This is a genomic window from Tardiphaga sp. OK245 (assembly GCF_900108575.1).
Lineage (GTDB): Bacteria > Pseudomonadota > Alphaproteobacteria > Rhizobiales > Xanthobacteraceae > Tardiphaga > Tardiphaga robiniae.
Genome location: NZ_FNWZ01000002.1, coordinates 87,188 through 101,740, shown reverse-complemented (window position 1 = coordinate 101,740; position 14,553 = coordinate 87,188). Strand labels below are relative to the sequence as shown.

At 62.2% G+C, this 14,553-nt stretch carries 15 protein-coding genes; 8 read left to right on the top strand and 7 right to left on the bottom strand.

All coding sequences use genetic code 11. The features are described from left to right. Both BLW80_RS07170 and rnhA read left to right on the top strand, forming a co-directional pair. Positions 1–981 carry a homoserine kinase gene (locus BLW80_RS07170; RefSeq protein ID WP_093757449.1) on the top strand — a complete coding sequence of 327 codons (981 nt, stop codon included), beginning with the start codon at positions 1–3 and terminating at the stop codon, positions 979–981. Then, on the top strand, positions 978–1,427 hold the full coding sequence (rnhA, locus tag BLW80_RS07165; protein ID WP_089267674.1) for a ribonuclease HI: 450 nt from the start codon (positions 978–980) through the stop codon (positions 1,425–1,427). The genes BLW80_RS07170 and rnhA overlap by 4 nt, the downstream gene beginning before the upstream one ends. Before the next feature lie 244 nt (positions 1,428–1,671). On the opposite strand, the gene BLW80_RS07160 is transcribed toward rnhA, so the two are convergent. The 6 genes from BLW80_RS07160 to BLW80_RS07135 form a co-directional block, all read right to left on the bottom strand. Then, entirely contained in the window at positions 1,672–2,157 is a 486-nt protein-coding gene (locus BLW80_RS07160) for a peroxiredoxin (RefSeq protein ID WP_089267673.1), read from the bottom strand. 205 nt (positions 2,158–2,362) lie between these two features. Then, entirely contained in the window at positions 2,363–2,908 is a 546-nt protein-coding gene (locus tag BLW80_RS07155; RefSeq protein WP_244528030.1) for a DUF924 family protein, read from the bottom strand. 54 nt (positions 2,909–2,962) lie between these two features. Continuing rightward, positions 2,963–4,651, bottom strand: a complete 1,689-nt coding sequence (locus tag BLW80_RS07150) for a long-chain fatty acid--CoA ligase (RefSeq protein WP_089267671.1) — start codon at positions 4,649–4,651, stop codon at positions 2,963–2,965. A 135-nt stretch (positions 4,652–4,786) separates the two neighbouring features. Beyond that, positions 4,787–6,283, bottom strand: coding sequence for a D-alanyl-D-alanine carboxypeptidase family protein (locus BLW80_RS07145; protein ID WP_093757447.1), 1,497 nt, complete (start codon positions 6,281–6,283; stop codon positions 4,787–4,789). A 207-nt stretch (positions 6,284–6,490) separates the two neighbouring features. After that, a complete protein-coding gene (locus BLW80_RS07140) occupies positions 6,491–8,287 on the bottom strand; it encodes a glucan ABC transporter ATP-binding protein/ permease (protein ID WP_093757446.1) in 1,797 nt (598 codons plus the stop codon). A gap of 105 nt (positions 8,288–8,392) precedes the next feature. Beyond that, a complete protein-coding gene (locus BLW80_RS07135; RefSeq protein WP_093757445.1) occupies positions 8,393–9,466 on the bottom strand; it encodes an ABC transporter substrate-binding protein in 1,074 nt (357 codons plus the stop codon). Between the two features lie 235 nt (positions 9,467–9,701). Here BLW80_RS07135 and BLW80_RS07130 point away from each other — a divergent pair, with 235 nt between their 5' ends. From BLW80_RS07130 to BLW80_RS07115, 4 genes are all read left to right on the top strand, one after another. Continuing rightward, positions 9,702–10,133 (top strand): hypothetical protein, encoded by a 432-nt coding sequence (locus BLW80_RS07130; RefSeq protein ID WP_093757444.1) that lies wholly within the window; start codon positions 9,702–9,704, stop codon positions 10,131–10,133. A gap of 150 nt (positions 10,134–10,283) precedes the next feature. Then, positions 10,284–10,682 carry a phosphoribosyl-ATP diphosphatase gene (gene hisE / locus BLW80_RS07125; protein ID WP_089267666.1) on the top strand — a complete coding sequence of 133 codons (399 nt, stop codon included), beginning with the start codon at positions 10,284–10,286 and terminating at the stop codon, positions 10,680–10,682. A gap of 67 nt (positions 10,683–10,749) precedes the next feature. Then, positions 10,750–11,331: a YqaA family protein gene (locus BLW80_RS07120; RefSeq protein WP_089267665.1), complete on the top strand. Its 582-nt coding sequence runs from the start codon at positions 10,750–10,752 to the stop codon at positions 11,329–11,331. 46 nt (positions 11,332–11,377) lie between these two features. Then, positions 11,378–11,965, top strand: a complete 588-nt coding sequence (locus BLW80_RS07115) for a hypothetical protein (RefSeq protein ID WP_068729297.1) — start codon at positions 11,378–11,380, stop codon at positions 11,963–11,965. Positions 11,966–11,967: 2 nt separating this feature from the next. Here BLW80_RS07115 and BLW80_RS07110 read toward each other — a convergent pair whose 3' ends face one another. After that, complete coding sequence (locus BLW80_RS07110) at positions 11,968–12,531, bottom strand: TetR/AcrR family transcriptional regulator (protein WP_093757443.1); 564 nt, start codon at positions 12,529–12,531, stop codon at positions 11,968–11,970. A 155-nt stretch (positions 12,532–12,686) separates the two neighbouring features. Here BLW80_RS07110 and BLW80_RS07105 point away from each other — a divergent pair, with 155 nt between their 5' ends. Together BLW80_RS07105 and BLW80_RS07100 are read left to right on the top strand one after the other, a co-directional pair. Further along, positions 12,687–13,331, top strand: a complete 645-nt coding sequence (locus BLW80_RS07105) for a glutathione S-transferase (RefSeq protein WP_093758151.1) — start codon at positions 12,687–12,689, stop codon at positions 13,329–13,331. Positions 13,332–13,566: 235 nt separating this feature from the next. Then, the gene (locus tag BLW80_RS07100) at positions 13,567–14,535 is read left to right on the top strand and encodes an NAD(P)H-dependent flavin oxidoreductase (RefSeq protein WP_068729293.1); all 969 of its coding nucleotides are present in this window, start codon (positions 13,567–13,569) and stop codon (positions 14,533–14,535) included. The last annotated feature ends 18 nt before the right edge of the window (positions 14,536–14,553 follow it).

The window sequence follows — 14,553 nt, the reverse complement described above, 5'->3', positions numbered from 1 at the left end:
ATGGCGGTCTATACCGATGTTGCCGCCGATGATCTCGCGGACTTCCTGAAGAGCTACGATGTCGGCGAATTGCTCTCCTACAAGGGCATCGCCGAAGGCGTCGAGAATTCCAACTTCCTGATGCACACCTCCAAGGGCGCGTATATCCTCACGCTCTATGAGAAGCGCGTCGAAGCGGATGACCTGCCTTACTTCCTCGGTCTGATGGCGCATCTCTGCGCGCGTGGCGTGAATTGCCCGCAGCCGCAGAAGAATCGCGACGGTGCGGTCTATGCATCGCTCGCCGGCCGGCCCGCCGCGATCATCAACTTCCTCGAAGGCATGTGGCCGCGTCGTCCCAACGCGATGCATTGCGCCGGTGTCGGCGAAGCGCTGGCGAGGATGCATGTCGCCGGGCGCGATTTCCCGTTGGTGCGCAAGAACAACCTGTCGGTCGATGGCTGGCGCGGTTTGCTCGCACTCGCGGCACCGCGCGCCGATACGGTTCAGCCTGGGCTGCGCGCTTTCCTGCAGACCGAACTCGACTATCTTGCCGCGCATTGGCCAACCGGTCTGCCGGAAGGCGTGATCCATGCGGATCTGTTTCCGGACAACGTGTTCTTTCTTGGCGACAAGCTCTCCGGCCTGATCGACTTCCCGTTCGCCTGCAATGACATGCTGGCCTATGACGTGGCGATCTGCCTGAACGCCTGGTGCTTCGAGCCGGATCTGTCGTTCAATGCCACCAAGGCGCGCGCTTTCCTCAATGCCTATGAGGCGGTGCGTCCGTTGACCAGTGCCGAGCGCGCGGCGTTTCCGCTACTGGCGCGGGGTGCGTCGATCCGTTTCTTGCTCACGCGTCTCGTGGATTTCCTCAATGTGCCGGAAGGCGCCTTCGTGAAGCCGAAGGATCCGGTCGAGTATGTCCGCAAGCTGCGCTTCCACCAGTCGGTGACGTCGATGGCCGACTACGGCGTCGAAGCGGCGAGGCAGCCCGCGTGACCACTGCGACGCCTGTGACGATCTATACCGACGGCGCCTGCTCGGGAAATCCCGGCCCCGGCGGCTGGGGCGCGATCCTTCGTTTCGGCGATGCCGAGAAGGAGCTGAAGGGCGGTGAGGCGCACACCACCAACAACCGCATGGAGCTGATGGCGGCGATCTCGGCGCTGGAAGCGCTGAAGAAGCCGTGCTCGGTGGATCTGCACACCGACAGCCAGTATCTGCGCAACGGCATCATGAGCTGGATTCACGGCTGGAAGAAAAACGGCTGGAAGACGTCGGACAAGAAGCCGGTGAAGAATGTCGACCTGTGGCAGCGCCTCGACGCCGCGCTGAAGACCCATGACGTGCGCTGGCACTGGGTCAAGGGCCATGCCGGCCATGCCGAGAACGAGCGTGCCGATCAGCTGTCGCGGGACGGGCTGGCGGAGAACCGGGGCCGGTAGTTCTTTTCTTCCCCTCTCCCCCAGCGCAGCGGAGCTGCGCGCCGCGGGAGAGGGTGGATTGAACGCACGGAGTGCGTTCAAGACGGGAGAGGGGTAGCCGCAAGCGCTGTACTTTGTGGCTACCCCTCTCCCGCCTTCGCTTCGCCATAGCCGATGCTTTGCATCGGCGTCTCTTTTCAAGAACGGCGGCCAAAGGCCGCCTACGCACCCTCCCCCGCAAGGGGGGAGGGGAAACCAGATCAGCTCAGAGCTGACCCAGCAGCGTGTCGCCGCCGGAGACTTCGACCTTGCCCGGTGCCGGCTCGAGGTTGAGCTTGGTCACCTTGCCGTCTTCCACCAGCATCGAATAGCGATGCGAGCGGATGCCGAGGCCGTTGCCGGATGCGTCGAGCTCCATGCCGATCGCCTTGGTGAAGTCGGCATTGCCGTCGGCGAGGAACACCGCTTCGTCGCGCAGATCGGTATCTTTCTTCCAGGCGTTCATCACGAACACATCGTTGACGGAGATGATCGCGATGGTGTCGACGCCCTTGTCCTTGATGGCATAGGCGTTGAGGAAGATGCTCGGCAGATGCATCTTGTGGCAGGTGCCGGTATAGGCGCCGGGGACGGCGAACAGCGCCACTTTCTTGCCCTTGAAGATGTCGTCGGTGGTCTTCACGGCCGGACCTTCGGAGGTCATGACACGGAGCTTGGACTCGGGCAGCTTGTCGCCAACTTGAATGGTCATCGTCGATCTCTCCTGAAAGTAAGGGTGAGTGTGTTTAGACCGGCTGCATGACGCGGGCAATATTGAGGGGCGCTCAAAGGCAAGGCAGGGGCTTCTCATCTTCGTCATTGCGAGCGTAGCGAAGCAATCCAGAAAGCAACAAGGGAAGACTGGATTGCCGCGTCGCTTCGCTCCTCGCAATGACGAAGAGGGTCGGAGGCCAATTCTACCCGCCGAAGCCGCCGGCATCCAGAAACGCCTGTTCCTCGGGCGTGGTGCTGCGCCCCAGCACCCGGTTACGGTGGGGGAAACGGCCGAAGCGCCGGATGATGTCGGCGTGCTCGTCGGCGAATTTCAGATTGTCGGTCTCGCCGGTGGCGCGAAACAGCGCGCAGCAGCGCTCCTGATCGGCGATGTCTTCCGAATGCATCAGCGGCATATAGACGAACTGCTGCATCTGCTGGTCGACGCGCTGATCGACGCCGCGCGCGACGGCCTTGATCGTGAGGTCGCAAGCGAGGCGATCGCTGGAAAAGGCACGCGGGTCGTTGCGGAACATGTTGCGGGGAAACTGGTCGAGCACGAGAATCAGCGCGAGCGTGCCCTCGTCACTGGCCTCCCATGACGCAAGGTTGCCTGCGACGGCCTCATCCCACAGCGCGCGAAAGCGGCGGGTGATCTCGGCATCGAAATCGTCGTTCTTGGCGTACCAGCGGTCCCAGCCGGCGTCTGTCCAGAAGGCGATGATGTCGGCGGGAGTCGTTGCAGCCATGCTGAAGTCCATAGGGTGGGCCATGCGAGAGCGGGCCCACCCTATAGCAGTGTGTCAGGCCGCTGAGGCCTGCTTCTTCTCGTCGCGGAGTTCGCGGCGCAGGATCTTGCCGACATTGGTCTTCGGCAAAGCGGTGCGGAATTCGATCTGTTTCGGCACCTTGTAGTTGGTGAGCTGGGTGCCGCAGAACTTGATGATGTCCTCGGCGGTGACGTTCGGGTCCTTCTTGACGACGAAGGCCTTCACCGCCTCGGTGGTCTTCGGATCGGGCACGCCGATCACGGCGCATTCCAGCACGCCAGGATGGCTGGCGATGACGTCCTCGACCTCGTTCGGATAGACGTTGAAGCCCGAGACCAGCACCATGTCCTTCTTGCGATCAACGATCTTGGTGAAGCCGTCGGGGCTCATGATGCCGATATCGCCGGTGCGGAAGAAGCCGTCCGCGGTCATCACCTTGGCGGTCTCGTCCGGCCGGTTCCAGTAGCCCGACATGATCTGCGGACCCTTGGCGCAAATCTCGCCAGGCTCGCCGAGCGGGACTTCGTTGCCGTCGTCGTCGCGGATCGAGATCCAGGTCGACGGCACCGGCACGCCGATGGAGCCGTTGAACTGATCGACATCGGCCGGGTTGCAGGTCAGCGTCGGCGAGGTTTCCGACAGGCCGTAGCCTTCGGCGACGAAGCAGCCGGTCGTCTTCAGCCAGCGCTCGGCCACCGCCTTCTGCACCGCCATGCCGCCGCCGTTGGAAATCTTCAGCTTGGAGAAATCCACCTGGTCGAAACCGGGCGTATTCAGCAATCCGTTATAGAGCGTGTTGACGGCCGGGAAGCTGTTGACCTGATACTTCATCAGCTCCTTCACGAAGCCCGGCATATCGCGCGGGTTCGGGATCAGGAGGTTGACGCCGCCGGCGCGCACGGCCAGCAGGAAGCAGGCCGTCAGCGCGAAGATATGATAGAGCGGCAGCGCACAGACGATGAACAGCTGGTCCACATGCGGCGGCTTGCGCAGCGCCGGCTGCAGCCAGGCATCATTCTGCAGCACATTGGCCAGGATGTTGCGATGGCGCAGCGTCGCGCCCTTGGAAACGCCGGTGGTGCCGCCCGTATATTGCAGGAAGGCGACGTCGTCGGGCCCGAGCACCGGCTTCTTCATCTTCATGCTGCGGCCGGCAGAGACTGCATCGTTGAACCAGACAGCGCCCGGCAATTCGTAAGCCGGCACCATCTTCTTTACCCGGCGGACCACGAGATTGACGATCACGCCCTTGAAGCCGAGCATGTCGCCCATGCTGCCAAGGATGACGTGCTTCACATTGGTTTTGGCGATCACCTGCTGCACCGTGGAGGCGAAGTTCTCCAGCACGATGATGGCTTCGGCACCGGAATCCTTGAGCTGATGCTCGAGCTCGCGCGGGGTGTAGAGCGGGTTGACGTTGACCACAGCATAGCCGGCGCGCAGCACCGCGGAGGTGGCGATCGGATATTGCAGCACGTTCGGCATCATCAGCGCGACACGGGCGCCCTTGGCGAGGCCCTTGCTCTGCAGATAGGCGCCGAGCGCCAGGGACATTTCGTCGAGCTCACGATAGGTGATCGACTTGTCCATGCAGATGAAGGCTTTGCGATCGCGGAATTTGGCAAAGCTCTCTTCGAGCAGATCGACCAGCGACGGATACAGGCTGACGTCGATATCGGCCGGCACGCCTGCCGGATATTGTTTGAGCCAGATACGCTCCATGACACTTCCCCCTCGATTTGATTATTTCGTCGAAGTATTGAGCAAAGCTGCCCTTGATAGCAAGGCGCGGCGCAACATGACGCAGCCGGAAACCGGCCGCGTTAACGATGATAGTTGAGCCTTGTCGACGAAGGTCTAAGTGCGCGGAGCTGCCGCAGCCGGCTTGGCTTCGCCGGTGGTAGCCTTCGGTGCGGGTTTGGCCGCTGCCTTCGGCTTGGCCGGCGTTGTGGCCGGAGCGGCGGTGGCTGCCGTGGCAGGCTTGGCAGCCGCGGGCTTGGCGGCGGCTGGCTTAGCTGCAGCGGCCGGTTTCGGCGCGGCTGCATCCGGTTTCACCGCTGCCTGTTTTGCAGCCGGTTTGGCCGCAGGTTTCGCGGCCGTTTTTGCCTCGGCCGATGCCGCGGTTTTGGCGTCCTTGCTGTCGGCTGCCGCGTCAGGCTTCTTGGCCGCGGTCTTGGTGCCCTTCTTGCCCTTGGGCTTCGGCGTCTGCCGGGCTTCTTCCACCGCATTGGCGGCGATCAGGTCGGCGCCGGTCTTCTTCGGCCCAATATAAACGATCACCGGCTCGACCGGTGCGGCGGCCGCGGCGATCATGTCGACCGGGCGCAGCGTTGGCGGCTGCAGACCGGCGGTGAAGAACGACATGGCCTGGCTGCTGGCTTCGTTGCTGGCGACGACTTCATCATCGGCGTCGCTGGCCGGGCGCTTACGTTTCGGTCCGCACATCTCGTCGCGCAGGTTGGGCGGTGCGGCGTCGATCGGTGCGAGGGCATCCACGGTGCCGAGCGCCGGCTGCAGCCAGGTCAGGCCGCCTGTGCCGGTGTTGAAGCCGCGTTCCAGCAGCTGCGCGGCCTTGACGGCGCGCGCCTGGCCGGACGAGGCGCCGAGCACCACCGCGATCAGCCGCTTGTTGCCACGGGTGGCGGTGGCGACAAGATTGTAGCCGGAGGCGCAGATGAAACCGGTCTTCATGCCGTCGGCGCCGGGATAGCGGCCGATCAGCTTGTTGAAGTTCGGCGTGATGCGGCGGCCGAATTTGATCGCGGGAATATGGACGAAATATTCGTATTCCGGCAGGTCGCGAATGATCGCACGCGCAAGGATCGCGAGGTCGCGCGCCGAGGTCACCTGTTCGTCCGCGGGCAGGCCGTTCGGATTGACATAGTGGGTTTGCGTCATGCCGAGCTTCTGCGCCGTGGCATTCATCATCGCGGAAAATCCGTCGACGGAGCCGCCGACGCCTTCGGCGAGCACGACGGCCATGTCGTTGGCCGACTTCACCATCATCATCTTCAACGCGTTATCGATGGTGACCTGCGTGCCGGCCTTGAAGCCCATCTTCGATGGCGACTGTGCGGAGGCGATCGGCGACACGGTCACCACCGTGTCGAGGTTGATGCGTCCCTGCTTCACCGCCTGCAGCGTGACATAGGTCGTCATCAGCTTGGTGACGGAGGCGGGGTGCCACGGATAGGTCGCGTTCTCGGCCTGCAGGACCTTGCCGGTATCGGCTTCGACGAGCAGAAGCGCTTCAGCACTGGCCGTGCGCGGCGCAGTCACGCCGAGCGCAAGTGCCGCGGCGAGAATGAACCAGTTGAGTGATAGCAGGCGGCGCGATGCGAAGTGAAACTGCACTATCCGATTCCGGTCCTTTGCGGCCCGCCTGCAGTGCTCCAGCACCGCGCGCAGCAATTCTTGGATTTGAGGTTCGGGGCTCTCATGTCGGTCTGCCGTCACGCGGTGACGGCTGCAAACCTATACCGGCCGAGAGCATCAGAACAGTGGCGAGCCGGTTAAATCGGTGATGAAAGGGGCCAAATTTCGACCGGTTCTCCAAAGACATCAAAGGGGTTCGGCGACATCGGGCAGGGCCATGCTGGCGCGTGCGTCCTCCTGGACCATGAATTGGGCGGCGGCCAGACTGGCGAAATAGCCGCCCTGCATCACGAGTTCATCGAAAGTTCCCGCTTCGATCACGCGGCCGTTCTCAAATACGAGGATGCGCGTGGCGTTGCGGATGGTGGACAGCCTGTGCGCGATCACGAAGGTGGTGCGGCCCTTCATCACTTCATCGAGAGCGACGTTGAGCTTGGCCTCGGTCACGGCATCGAGCGCGCTGGTGGCCTCGTCAAGGATCAGGATCGGCGGATCCTTCAGCAGTGCACGGGCGATCGACAGCCGTTGCCGCTCGCCGCCGGACAGCATGCGACCACGCTCGCCGGCATTGGTGTTGAAACCGTTATCGCTGCGTTCGATGAAATCGAGCGCCTGGGCGCGGGCAGCGGCAATGCGCAACTCTTCGTCCGTCGCATCCGGCTTGCCGACGCGCAGGTTGTCGGCGATGGAGCGATTGAACAGCAGCGCCTCCTGAAACACGACGCCGATGTTTCGGCGCAGGCCCGACAGGGTGAGTGCGCGGACATCCATACCGTCGATCGAGATGATGCCGGATTGCGGGTCGAAGGCCCGGTGCAGCAGTGCGATAGCGGTGGATTTGCCGGCGCCGGTGGCGCCGACGAGGGCGATGGTCTCGCCGGGCAGCGCCGTGAAGGACAGATCCGCGATGGCCGGCCGCTTGCCGTCATAGGAGAACGACACGTCGTTGAATTCGACCATGCCCTGCAGCCGGCCGGGATCCATGGCGTCGATACGGTCGCGCACCGCAGGCACGGCATCGAGGACGTTCATGAAATCGCGCAGCCGCGGCGCTTCCATGAAGATGGTGTTGATGAAGGAAACCACCTGTTCGAGCTTCTGGATCAGCATCGTCGCAAAACTGACGAACATCACGATCTCGCCGACGGTGGTGAGACCTTGCTGATGCAGCGCGATGCCGACGGTGAAGATCGCCAGCACCGTGATGGTGGTGGAGGCGCGGGTCATCACCGAGACCAGGGCCCACCACGACAGCACCGGCATCTGCTTTTCAAGCAACTGGCTGGAGACGCCGCGCAGACCCTGCACCTCGGCATCGATGCGCGTGAAGCTCTGCACCAGTGCGACGTTACCCAGGGCATCGGAAGCACGCGCGGAAAGGTCGCCGTAATGCTCCTCGACGTCGCTCTGCATGCCCGACGTCTTGCGTACGACCATTGTGGTCAGCACCGTGAACACGACGCACAGGATCACGAGCAGGATCGCCAGCCGCCAGTTGAGATAGATCGACAGCGGAAGCAGCACGAACAACGAGACGATGGAGGCGAAATGTTCGCGGAAGAAGCCGAGCCAGACGCGCCACAGGGCATCGGTGCCGGCCAGCATCACTTTCATCAGGCGGCCTGAATGCGTGCCGGTGTGGAAGGTCAGCGGCAATTGCATGATGTGTTCGAAGTAATCGGTTAGCACCGCCTGGCGCTGGCGATGCGCGAGGCGATCCGCATGAAGCGCCACCACCGCGCCGCAGACGATGGTGAACAGGCCGAACGCAACCCAGGCCGCCAATAGCGGCCAGGGCGATGCGCTGTCCGTCTGCATTGCGGCCGTCGAGAGATTGCCGGATAGCACATCGATGATCCGGCCGAACAGCACCGGTTCGGCGAATTGCGCGCCGGCGAGCAGCAGGTTGGCGCCCGCAAGGATCCAGCCGAGGCGCTTCTCCTTGCCGAGCAGCTCCAGCACACGGGTGTAAAGACGGATCATGGGAGGTCACTCAGCGCAGCGCGAACGGGATAACCGATTGCGCACAGTCTAGGCGGGGATGGCAGCCGAATACAGCTTCGGGAAAAGTTGTTCAGTTGAACTTCTTCAGTTCATCTTGCGGCCGACCGAGCCCGGCAGGAAGCTGTCGTCGAAGATGTCCGCGGCTGAGGGGCGCTTCTTGAAGGTAAAATCTTCGGCGATCTCGTTGAGTGACGCCTCAAAGCGCGCGGCGTCGATGCCACCCAGCCCGTCGCGGCGGACGTCGTCGGTCAGGATATTGTCGGTAATGGCAATGTGGAGCCGCGTCAGTTCAAGGTCGCGCGAACCATTCTCCATTTGGGTCATGACGTCGGTGATCGCCTTGGCCGGGTCCTGGATCGCCAACTGCGTCCCGGCGGTGACGGCGCGAATGAATGCTTTCACGGCCTCAGGTCTGGCGGCAGCGAATTTCGGATTGACGATCAGCGCGAGGCCATAGGCGGCGGAGCCGAACTCGGCGAAACGAAACACCGCCAAGTCATCGGCGGGGACGCCGCGGTCGCGCAGGTTGACCGCCGAGAGATAGGAGAAGCCGGTGACCGCATCGACCTGACCGGCCGAGAGCATCGGTTCGCGCACCGCGGCGCTGATCCTCTCCAGCTTCACGGCTGCAAGCTTGATGTTGTTGCGCTTGGCCAGTGCCGGCCATAGCCGGATCGCGAGATCGCGATCAGCGACCCCAAGCACTTTTCCTTCAAGGCTACCGAGCGAGATCACGCCGCGGCTCTTGCGGGCGACGATGGCGTAGGGGGCTACATTGAGCAGCACGAAGACGGCTTTCACTGTCGCGGCATCGGAATCGCCGCGATAGCGGATCAACGCATTGAGATCGGCCAGCGCCATGTCGCAGGCGCCGGAAGCGATCCGCGCGATGGCCTCCTTCGATCCCGCGGCCACGGTGGTGGTTACATTCAAGTTCTCGGCCCGGTACAGGCCGCGGGCATCGGCGAGCACGAAAGGTGCGGCAATCGCATCGACTGCGCGATCGAGCGCAAACTGGATATTGGTCGGTGCTTTGTCGTCAGTTGCCTTGTTGTCGTCGGCGGCCTGTCCCGATGATGCGCAAAAAGCGACGGAGCCCAGCGCACTCAGCGAGAGGAGGACATGCCGCCGGGAAATGTTGGTCGCGTTTCTGGGCATCAAGATACTTAACGACTGACGGACCGGCAGTTACCCCGCCGGGCATGTCTGATTGATGGCGCCATGGTGCGACATCTTGCGCGTCGTTTCTAACCGTAAAAGGCTGAACGGGAGATGACTGCCCCGATTTGGACACCGATCGTTCAGCTGCCGTTGGGGTTGGGGAACTCATAGTGGCCGAAGTGGTTGGCTATACAGAGGCCCACAGGGCCAGACGACCACGGAGGACATTGAGATGTTCGTACGAAATGGATTGTTTAATAAGACTGGTCGCGCCGCCATCGTGGCGAGTGTTGCGGCCATGACCATCTCGGCAATTGCGCCGACCGGAGCAATCGCGGCGCCTGTCGCCAAGAGCACGGGCCAGGCTGTTGCAACTCACGGCACGAGCGATGCGACCGATTTCAGCGGCGCCCGTCGTCGCCATTATCGCGGTGGCGGCAATGCCGCCGGCCTTGCGGCCTTTGGCGCCATCGTCGGTACCATTGGCGCGATCGCTGCAACGCAGAGCCGTCGTGACTATTACTACGATAATGGCCCGGGCTACGGCTACTACGGCGGTGGCCCAGCCTATTATGACGGCGGTCCTGCCTATTACGGTGGCGTACCGTACCGCGGCTACGGCGGTGGTCATGGTTACGATAATTCGCGTCGTATGACCTGGTAGTTCGCGATCGGTCACAACTTATTCCGTCATGCAACTGTCACTTAACTATCAAACGCCGGTCGCGCTTGCGGCCGGCGTTTTGACGTCGTTGCAGACACTTGAATGCCAGCCGTTAACGCGCTGGCCACGGCTTTGGGATAGTGTAGTTGCATGAGTGATTCGCTCGACCGGCTTTATCAGGCGGTGATCGCGGCCAAGGATCTCGATCCCTCGGTCTCGCGAACGGCCCGGCTTTATCAGCAGGGGCCGGAAAAGATGGCGAAGAAGCTCGCCGAAGAAGCCATCGAGGTCGTCATCGATGCGATCAACCGCAAACCTGACGCCGTGATCCGCGAAAGCGCCGATCTTCTCTACAATTTGACTGTATTGTGGGCGGCTGCGGGCGTGCGTCCTGAGCAGGTCTGGGCCGAGATGAGCCGGCGTGAAGACATGCTCGGTATCGCCGAAAAGCTCCCGAAACCGCCGAAACGGCCCAAATCCATCGAGCAAAGCGCTGCGCGGCGGCCAATTGTCGCGCTCGAAGGTCGTCGCCTTCGCAAGTTGAGTTAAGCTTTTCGTCTCGCGCGTGTCAGCCCAGCCATAGACAAATCGGCGTCAGGATGGTTCATCGCGAACCATGCTCAGACGAATGTATGACTGGTGTATCGACGCCGCCCACAAGCCTTATGCCCTCTGGATTTTGGGCATCGTGTCCTTCGCGGAAAGTTCGTTCTTTCCGGTGCCGCCGGATGTGATGCTGATTCCGATGGCGCTGGCCCGGCCACAGAAGGCCTGGCTCTATGCGGGCATTTGCACCATTACCTCAGTGCTTGGCGGTGTGGTGGGATATCTCATCGGCGCGGTGCTGTATGACTCCGTCGGCCAATGGGTCATTCATTTCTATGGCTATGGCGACAAGGTCGAGGCATTCCGCGCCGGCTATGCCGAATATGGCGCATGGATCATCCTGCTGAAGGGGCTGACGCCGATCCCCTACAAGCTTGTCACCATCACGTCAGGTTTCGCCAACTATAATATCTGGATGTTCATCGCGCTGTCGGTGGTTGCCCGTGGCGTGCGCTTCTATGTCGTCGCCATCCTGCTCAACCGGTACGGCGTATGGATTCGCGAGACCATCGAGAAGCGTCTGGGTCTGTGGGTTGCGCTGGGTGTCGGCGTTCTGGTGCTCGGCTTCATCATCGCATTCCGGCTGTTCTAGATCTGAATGCTTCCCCCGGCGCAGGTGCCGGGATACGTTCCGCATCATGTTCGATTTGACCCGTCTGTTGGCTCCGGTAACCCGCAACTGCGTCGTCGCTGCGATCGCGGTGCTGACCGTGGGCGCAGCTACGATGTGCGCCTGGTCGCAGGCGATGCAGCAGCAGCCGGCTCCGCAGAAGTCGATCACGATTCAGGTTGTCCCGGCTCCCTCGGCCGCACCCCCGCCTGCCGCGGCTTTCGCGCCGGCTCCGATGGCTGAACAGGCGCCGCCGCCGTCACCGCCCCCGGCGCCCGAGAATCCCGGCCTGTTCAACGAGATCGGCAAGCTGTTCAAGAATTCCACCTCGCTGCTACCGTCACTGCCCGCGATGCCGTCGCTCGGCACCGACAGCCTGACCAAGCTAAACACGGTGGTGAAGGGAAGGGTAGTCTGTCCGGTCGCTGCCAATGGCGCACCGGACTGCAAGGCGGCCTCAGACAAACTGTGTCAGAGCAAGGGCTTCAAGGACGGCAAGAGCCTCGACACCGACGCCGCGCAAAGCTGCTCGCCCAGGGCCATGATCCCCGGCCGTGCGCCGGAGCCGGGCGATTGCAAGACGGAAAATTACGTCACCCAGGCGCTCTGCCAGTAGGTCTATGCCGGCAACAGACCCGCTGCGCGATAGCTCTCGATGAGCGTGTCATAGAGCGAGACATCAGCGCGGCTTCTTGCCATCAGCTGGGCGCCGGTGATGGCGGCGAAGATGGCGCGCGCGCGCGGTTCGCTCTTCTCAGGGCTCAGCGCGGTTACAGCGACGAGAACCTTGCTCAGCCATGCCACGTTGATATCGGTGAAAGTCCGGACCTCTTTCTTCACCGGCTCCGGCAGGTCGTCATATTCGGCGGCCATGAAGCTGCACAGACACATGCGGTTGCCGCTCTCCAGCGCCTTGCGGAAGGTGCCGGGATATTGGCGCAGGCACGCGGCCGGATCGGTGGACTCGGCCAGCAGCGTCTCCAGATAGGCGGCCGAGTCCTCCCAATAGCGCCTGGCGACGGCGGCGCCGAGATCGGCCTTGCTCGGGAAGTGGTGGTAGATGCTCGCGGCCTTGATGCCGACCTCTGCCGCGAGATCGCGGAAATTCAGGCCGCTATAGCCATGGGCCTGCGCAGTCAGTTTCGCGGCCGCCAGGATGGCTTCTCTGGAATTTGAACTCATATCCCGGTCTCACAACCCCGTGTTTACGGCCTACCAAGTGATAGATAGACGTTGACGCCCGTAAATCAAAGCCGTAAATCACTCTACCAACTGATAGGTAGGATAAGCTAATGAATACTCAGATCTCCAATGATGACGCGATAAAGCTCCCGATGATGACGATTCACGACTGGAGTACGGGGCCTTACCCGGCGCGCGTCCGGATCGCGGTGGCCGAGAAGAACCTCCGATCGCGCATCAATTTCGTGTCGGTCGATCTCACGAAAGGCGAGCACAAGAAGCCGGCGTTTCTCGCCAAGAACTACTCAGGCACGCTGCCGGTGCTCGAACTCGACGACGGCACTTTCATTGCCGAGTGCACCGCCATTACCGAATATCTCGACGGACTTGACGGCTCCCCCACGCTCACCGGCGGCACGCCGCGCGACACGGGCTTGATCCACATGATGAGCAAGCGTGCCGAGCTGGAGCTGCTCGACGCCATCAGTGTCTATTTCCATCACGCAACACCGGGGCTCGGACCCCACGTCGAGATCTATCAAAATGCCGAGTGGGGTTTCCGCCAGCGCGACAAGGCGCTCAGGGGAATGGCGTACTTTGACGGGGTGTTGAAAAAGCAGCCATTCATCGCCGGCAATTTTTTCTCGATGGCCGATATCACGGTAATTGGCGGTTTGATCTTCGCCGGTCTCGTGAAGCTCGAGGTGCCTGCGGAGTACGAGGCTCTCCACGCCTGGTACGCAAGGATGAACGAGCGTCCCAGCGTCAAGAACCGTGTGACGATGTCAGATCCGGCTTGATCGGGCGCTTGCCGATAATCGATCAGTCATCCTGATAATGGGGCGCCACCTGGATAATGTGGTGCCCCATTATTCCGCCTACCGGACGAACACCGCTCGGGGTCCGGCTTTTTTCTCCCGCAGCGCAATTGCCATCCGCCCCACGCTTCTGGCATCGTCCGCCCGCACCCGGATCGACCGGGGGCAGGCGCGCAGGATCGCGCACAAATCAAGAAAAGAAGTCGAGGAATTTCCCATGTCGATGCCGGCTTTGTTCAAGAACCGCCTGTCGCTGCCCGTGATCGGTTCGCCGCTGTTCATCATTTCGGTGCCGGATCTCGTCATCGCGCAGTGCAAGGCCGGTATCGTCGGCGCGTTTCCCGCGCTGAATGCACGTCCGGCGGCGCTGCTCGACGAATGGCTGCACCGGATCAAGGAAGAACTCGCCGCGCATGACAAGGCGCATCCGGATCGGCTCTCCGCACCCTTCGCGGTCAACCAGATCGTGCACAAGTCCAACAACCGGCTCGAGCAGGACATGGCACTTTGCGAAAAGCATAAGGTGCCGATGATGATCACCTCGCTTGGCGCGCGTGAAGAACTCAATCAGGCGGCCCATGCCTGGGGCGGCATCGTGTTTCACGACGTCATCAATCAGCGTTTCGCGCACAAGGCGATTGAGAAGGGCGCTGACGGCCTGATCCTCGTTGCGGCAGGCGCCGGCGGTCATGCCGGCGAGATCTCGCCGCTCGCGTTCGTCGCCGAGACCCGGCAGTGGTTCGACGGTCCGATCGCACTGTCGGGCGCCATCGCCAATGGTCGCGCCATTCGCGCCGCGCGTATCCTCGGTGCCGACTTCGCCTATATCGGTTCGGCCTTCATCGCCACTACCGAAGCGAATGCGGTGCCTGGCTACAAGGACATGATCGCGGCTTCCGGCTCGGAAGACATCGTCTATTCGAATCTCTTCACCGGCGTTCACGGCAACTACCTGAAGCCGTCCATCGTCGCCGCCGGCATGGATCCGGACAATCTGCCGGAGTCCGATCCGACCAAGATGAATTTCGGCACCGACGCCAGTGGCGAGCGTGCCAAGCCAAAGGCCTGGAAGGAGATCTGGGGCAGCGGCCAGGGCATCGGCAGCGTGTCGAAGGTCGTGCCGGTGGCCGAGCTCGTTGCGCGCTTCAAGAAGGAATATGACGAAGCGATCGATCCGCCGCTCTGATCCTGCATTGAGAAGGCC

Coding starts and splice junctions, on each gene's coding strand:
- BLW80_RS07170 (WP_093757449.1), top strand. CDS start 1: ATGGCGGTCTATACCGATGTTGCCGCCGATGATCTCGCGGACTTCCTG.
- BLW80_RS07160 (WP_089267673.1), bottom strand. CDS start 2,157: ATGACCATTCAAGTTGGCGACAAGCTGCCCGAGTCCAAGCTCCGTGTC.
- BLW80_RS07155 (WP_244528030.1), bottom strand. CDS start 2,908: ATGGCTGCAACGACTCCCGCCGACATCATCGCCTTCTGGACAGACGCC.
- BLW80_RS07150 (WP_089267671.1), bottom strand. CDS start 4,651: ATGGAGCGTATCTGGCTCAAACAATATCCGGCAGGCGTGCCGGCCGAT.
- BLW80_RS07140 (WP_093757446.1), bottom strand. CDS start 8,287: ATGATCCGTCTTTACACCCGTGTGCTGGAGCTGCTCGGCAAGGAGAAG.
- BLW80_RS07135 (WP_093757445.1), bottom strand. CDS start 9,466: ATGCCCAGAAACGCGACCAACATTTCCCGGCGGCATGTCCTCCTCTCG.
- BLW80_RS07130 (WP_093757444.1), top strand. CDS start 9,702: ATGTTCGTACGAAATGGATTGTTTAATAAGACTGGTCGCGCCGCCATC.
- hisE (WP_089267666.1), top strand. CDS start 10,284: ATGAGTGATTCGCTCGACCGGCTTTATCAGGCGGTGATCGCGGCCAAG.
- BLW80_RS07120 (WP_089267665.1), top strand. CDS start 10,750: ATGCTCAGACGAATGTATGACTGGTGTATCGACGCCGCCCACAAGCCT.
- BLW80_RS07115 (WP_068729297.1), top strand. CDS start 11,378: ATGTTCGATTTGACCCGTCTGTTGGCTCCGGTAACCCGCAACTGCGTC.
- BLW80_RS07110 (WP_093757443.1), bottom strand. CDS start 12,531: ATGAGTTCAAATTCCAGAGAAGCCATCCTGGCGGCCGCGAAACTGACT.
- BLW80_RS07105 (WP_093758151.1), top strand. CDS start 12,687: ATGACGATTCACGACTGGAGTACGGGGCCTTACCCGGCGCGCGTCCGG.
- BLW80_RS07100 (WP_068729293.1), top strand. CDS start 13,567: ATGTCGATGCCGGCTTTGTTCAAGAACCGCCTGTCGCTGCCCGTGATC.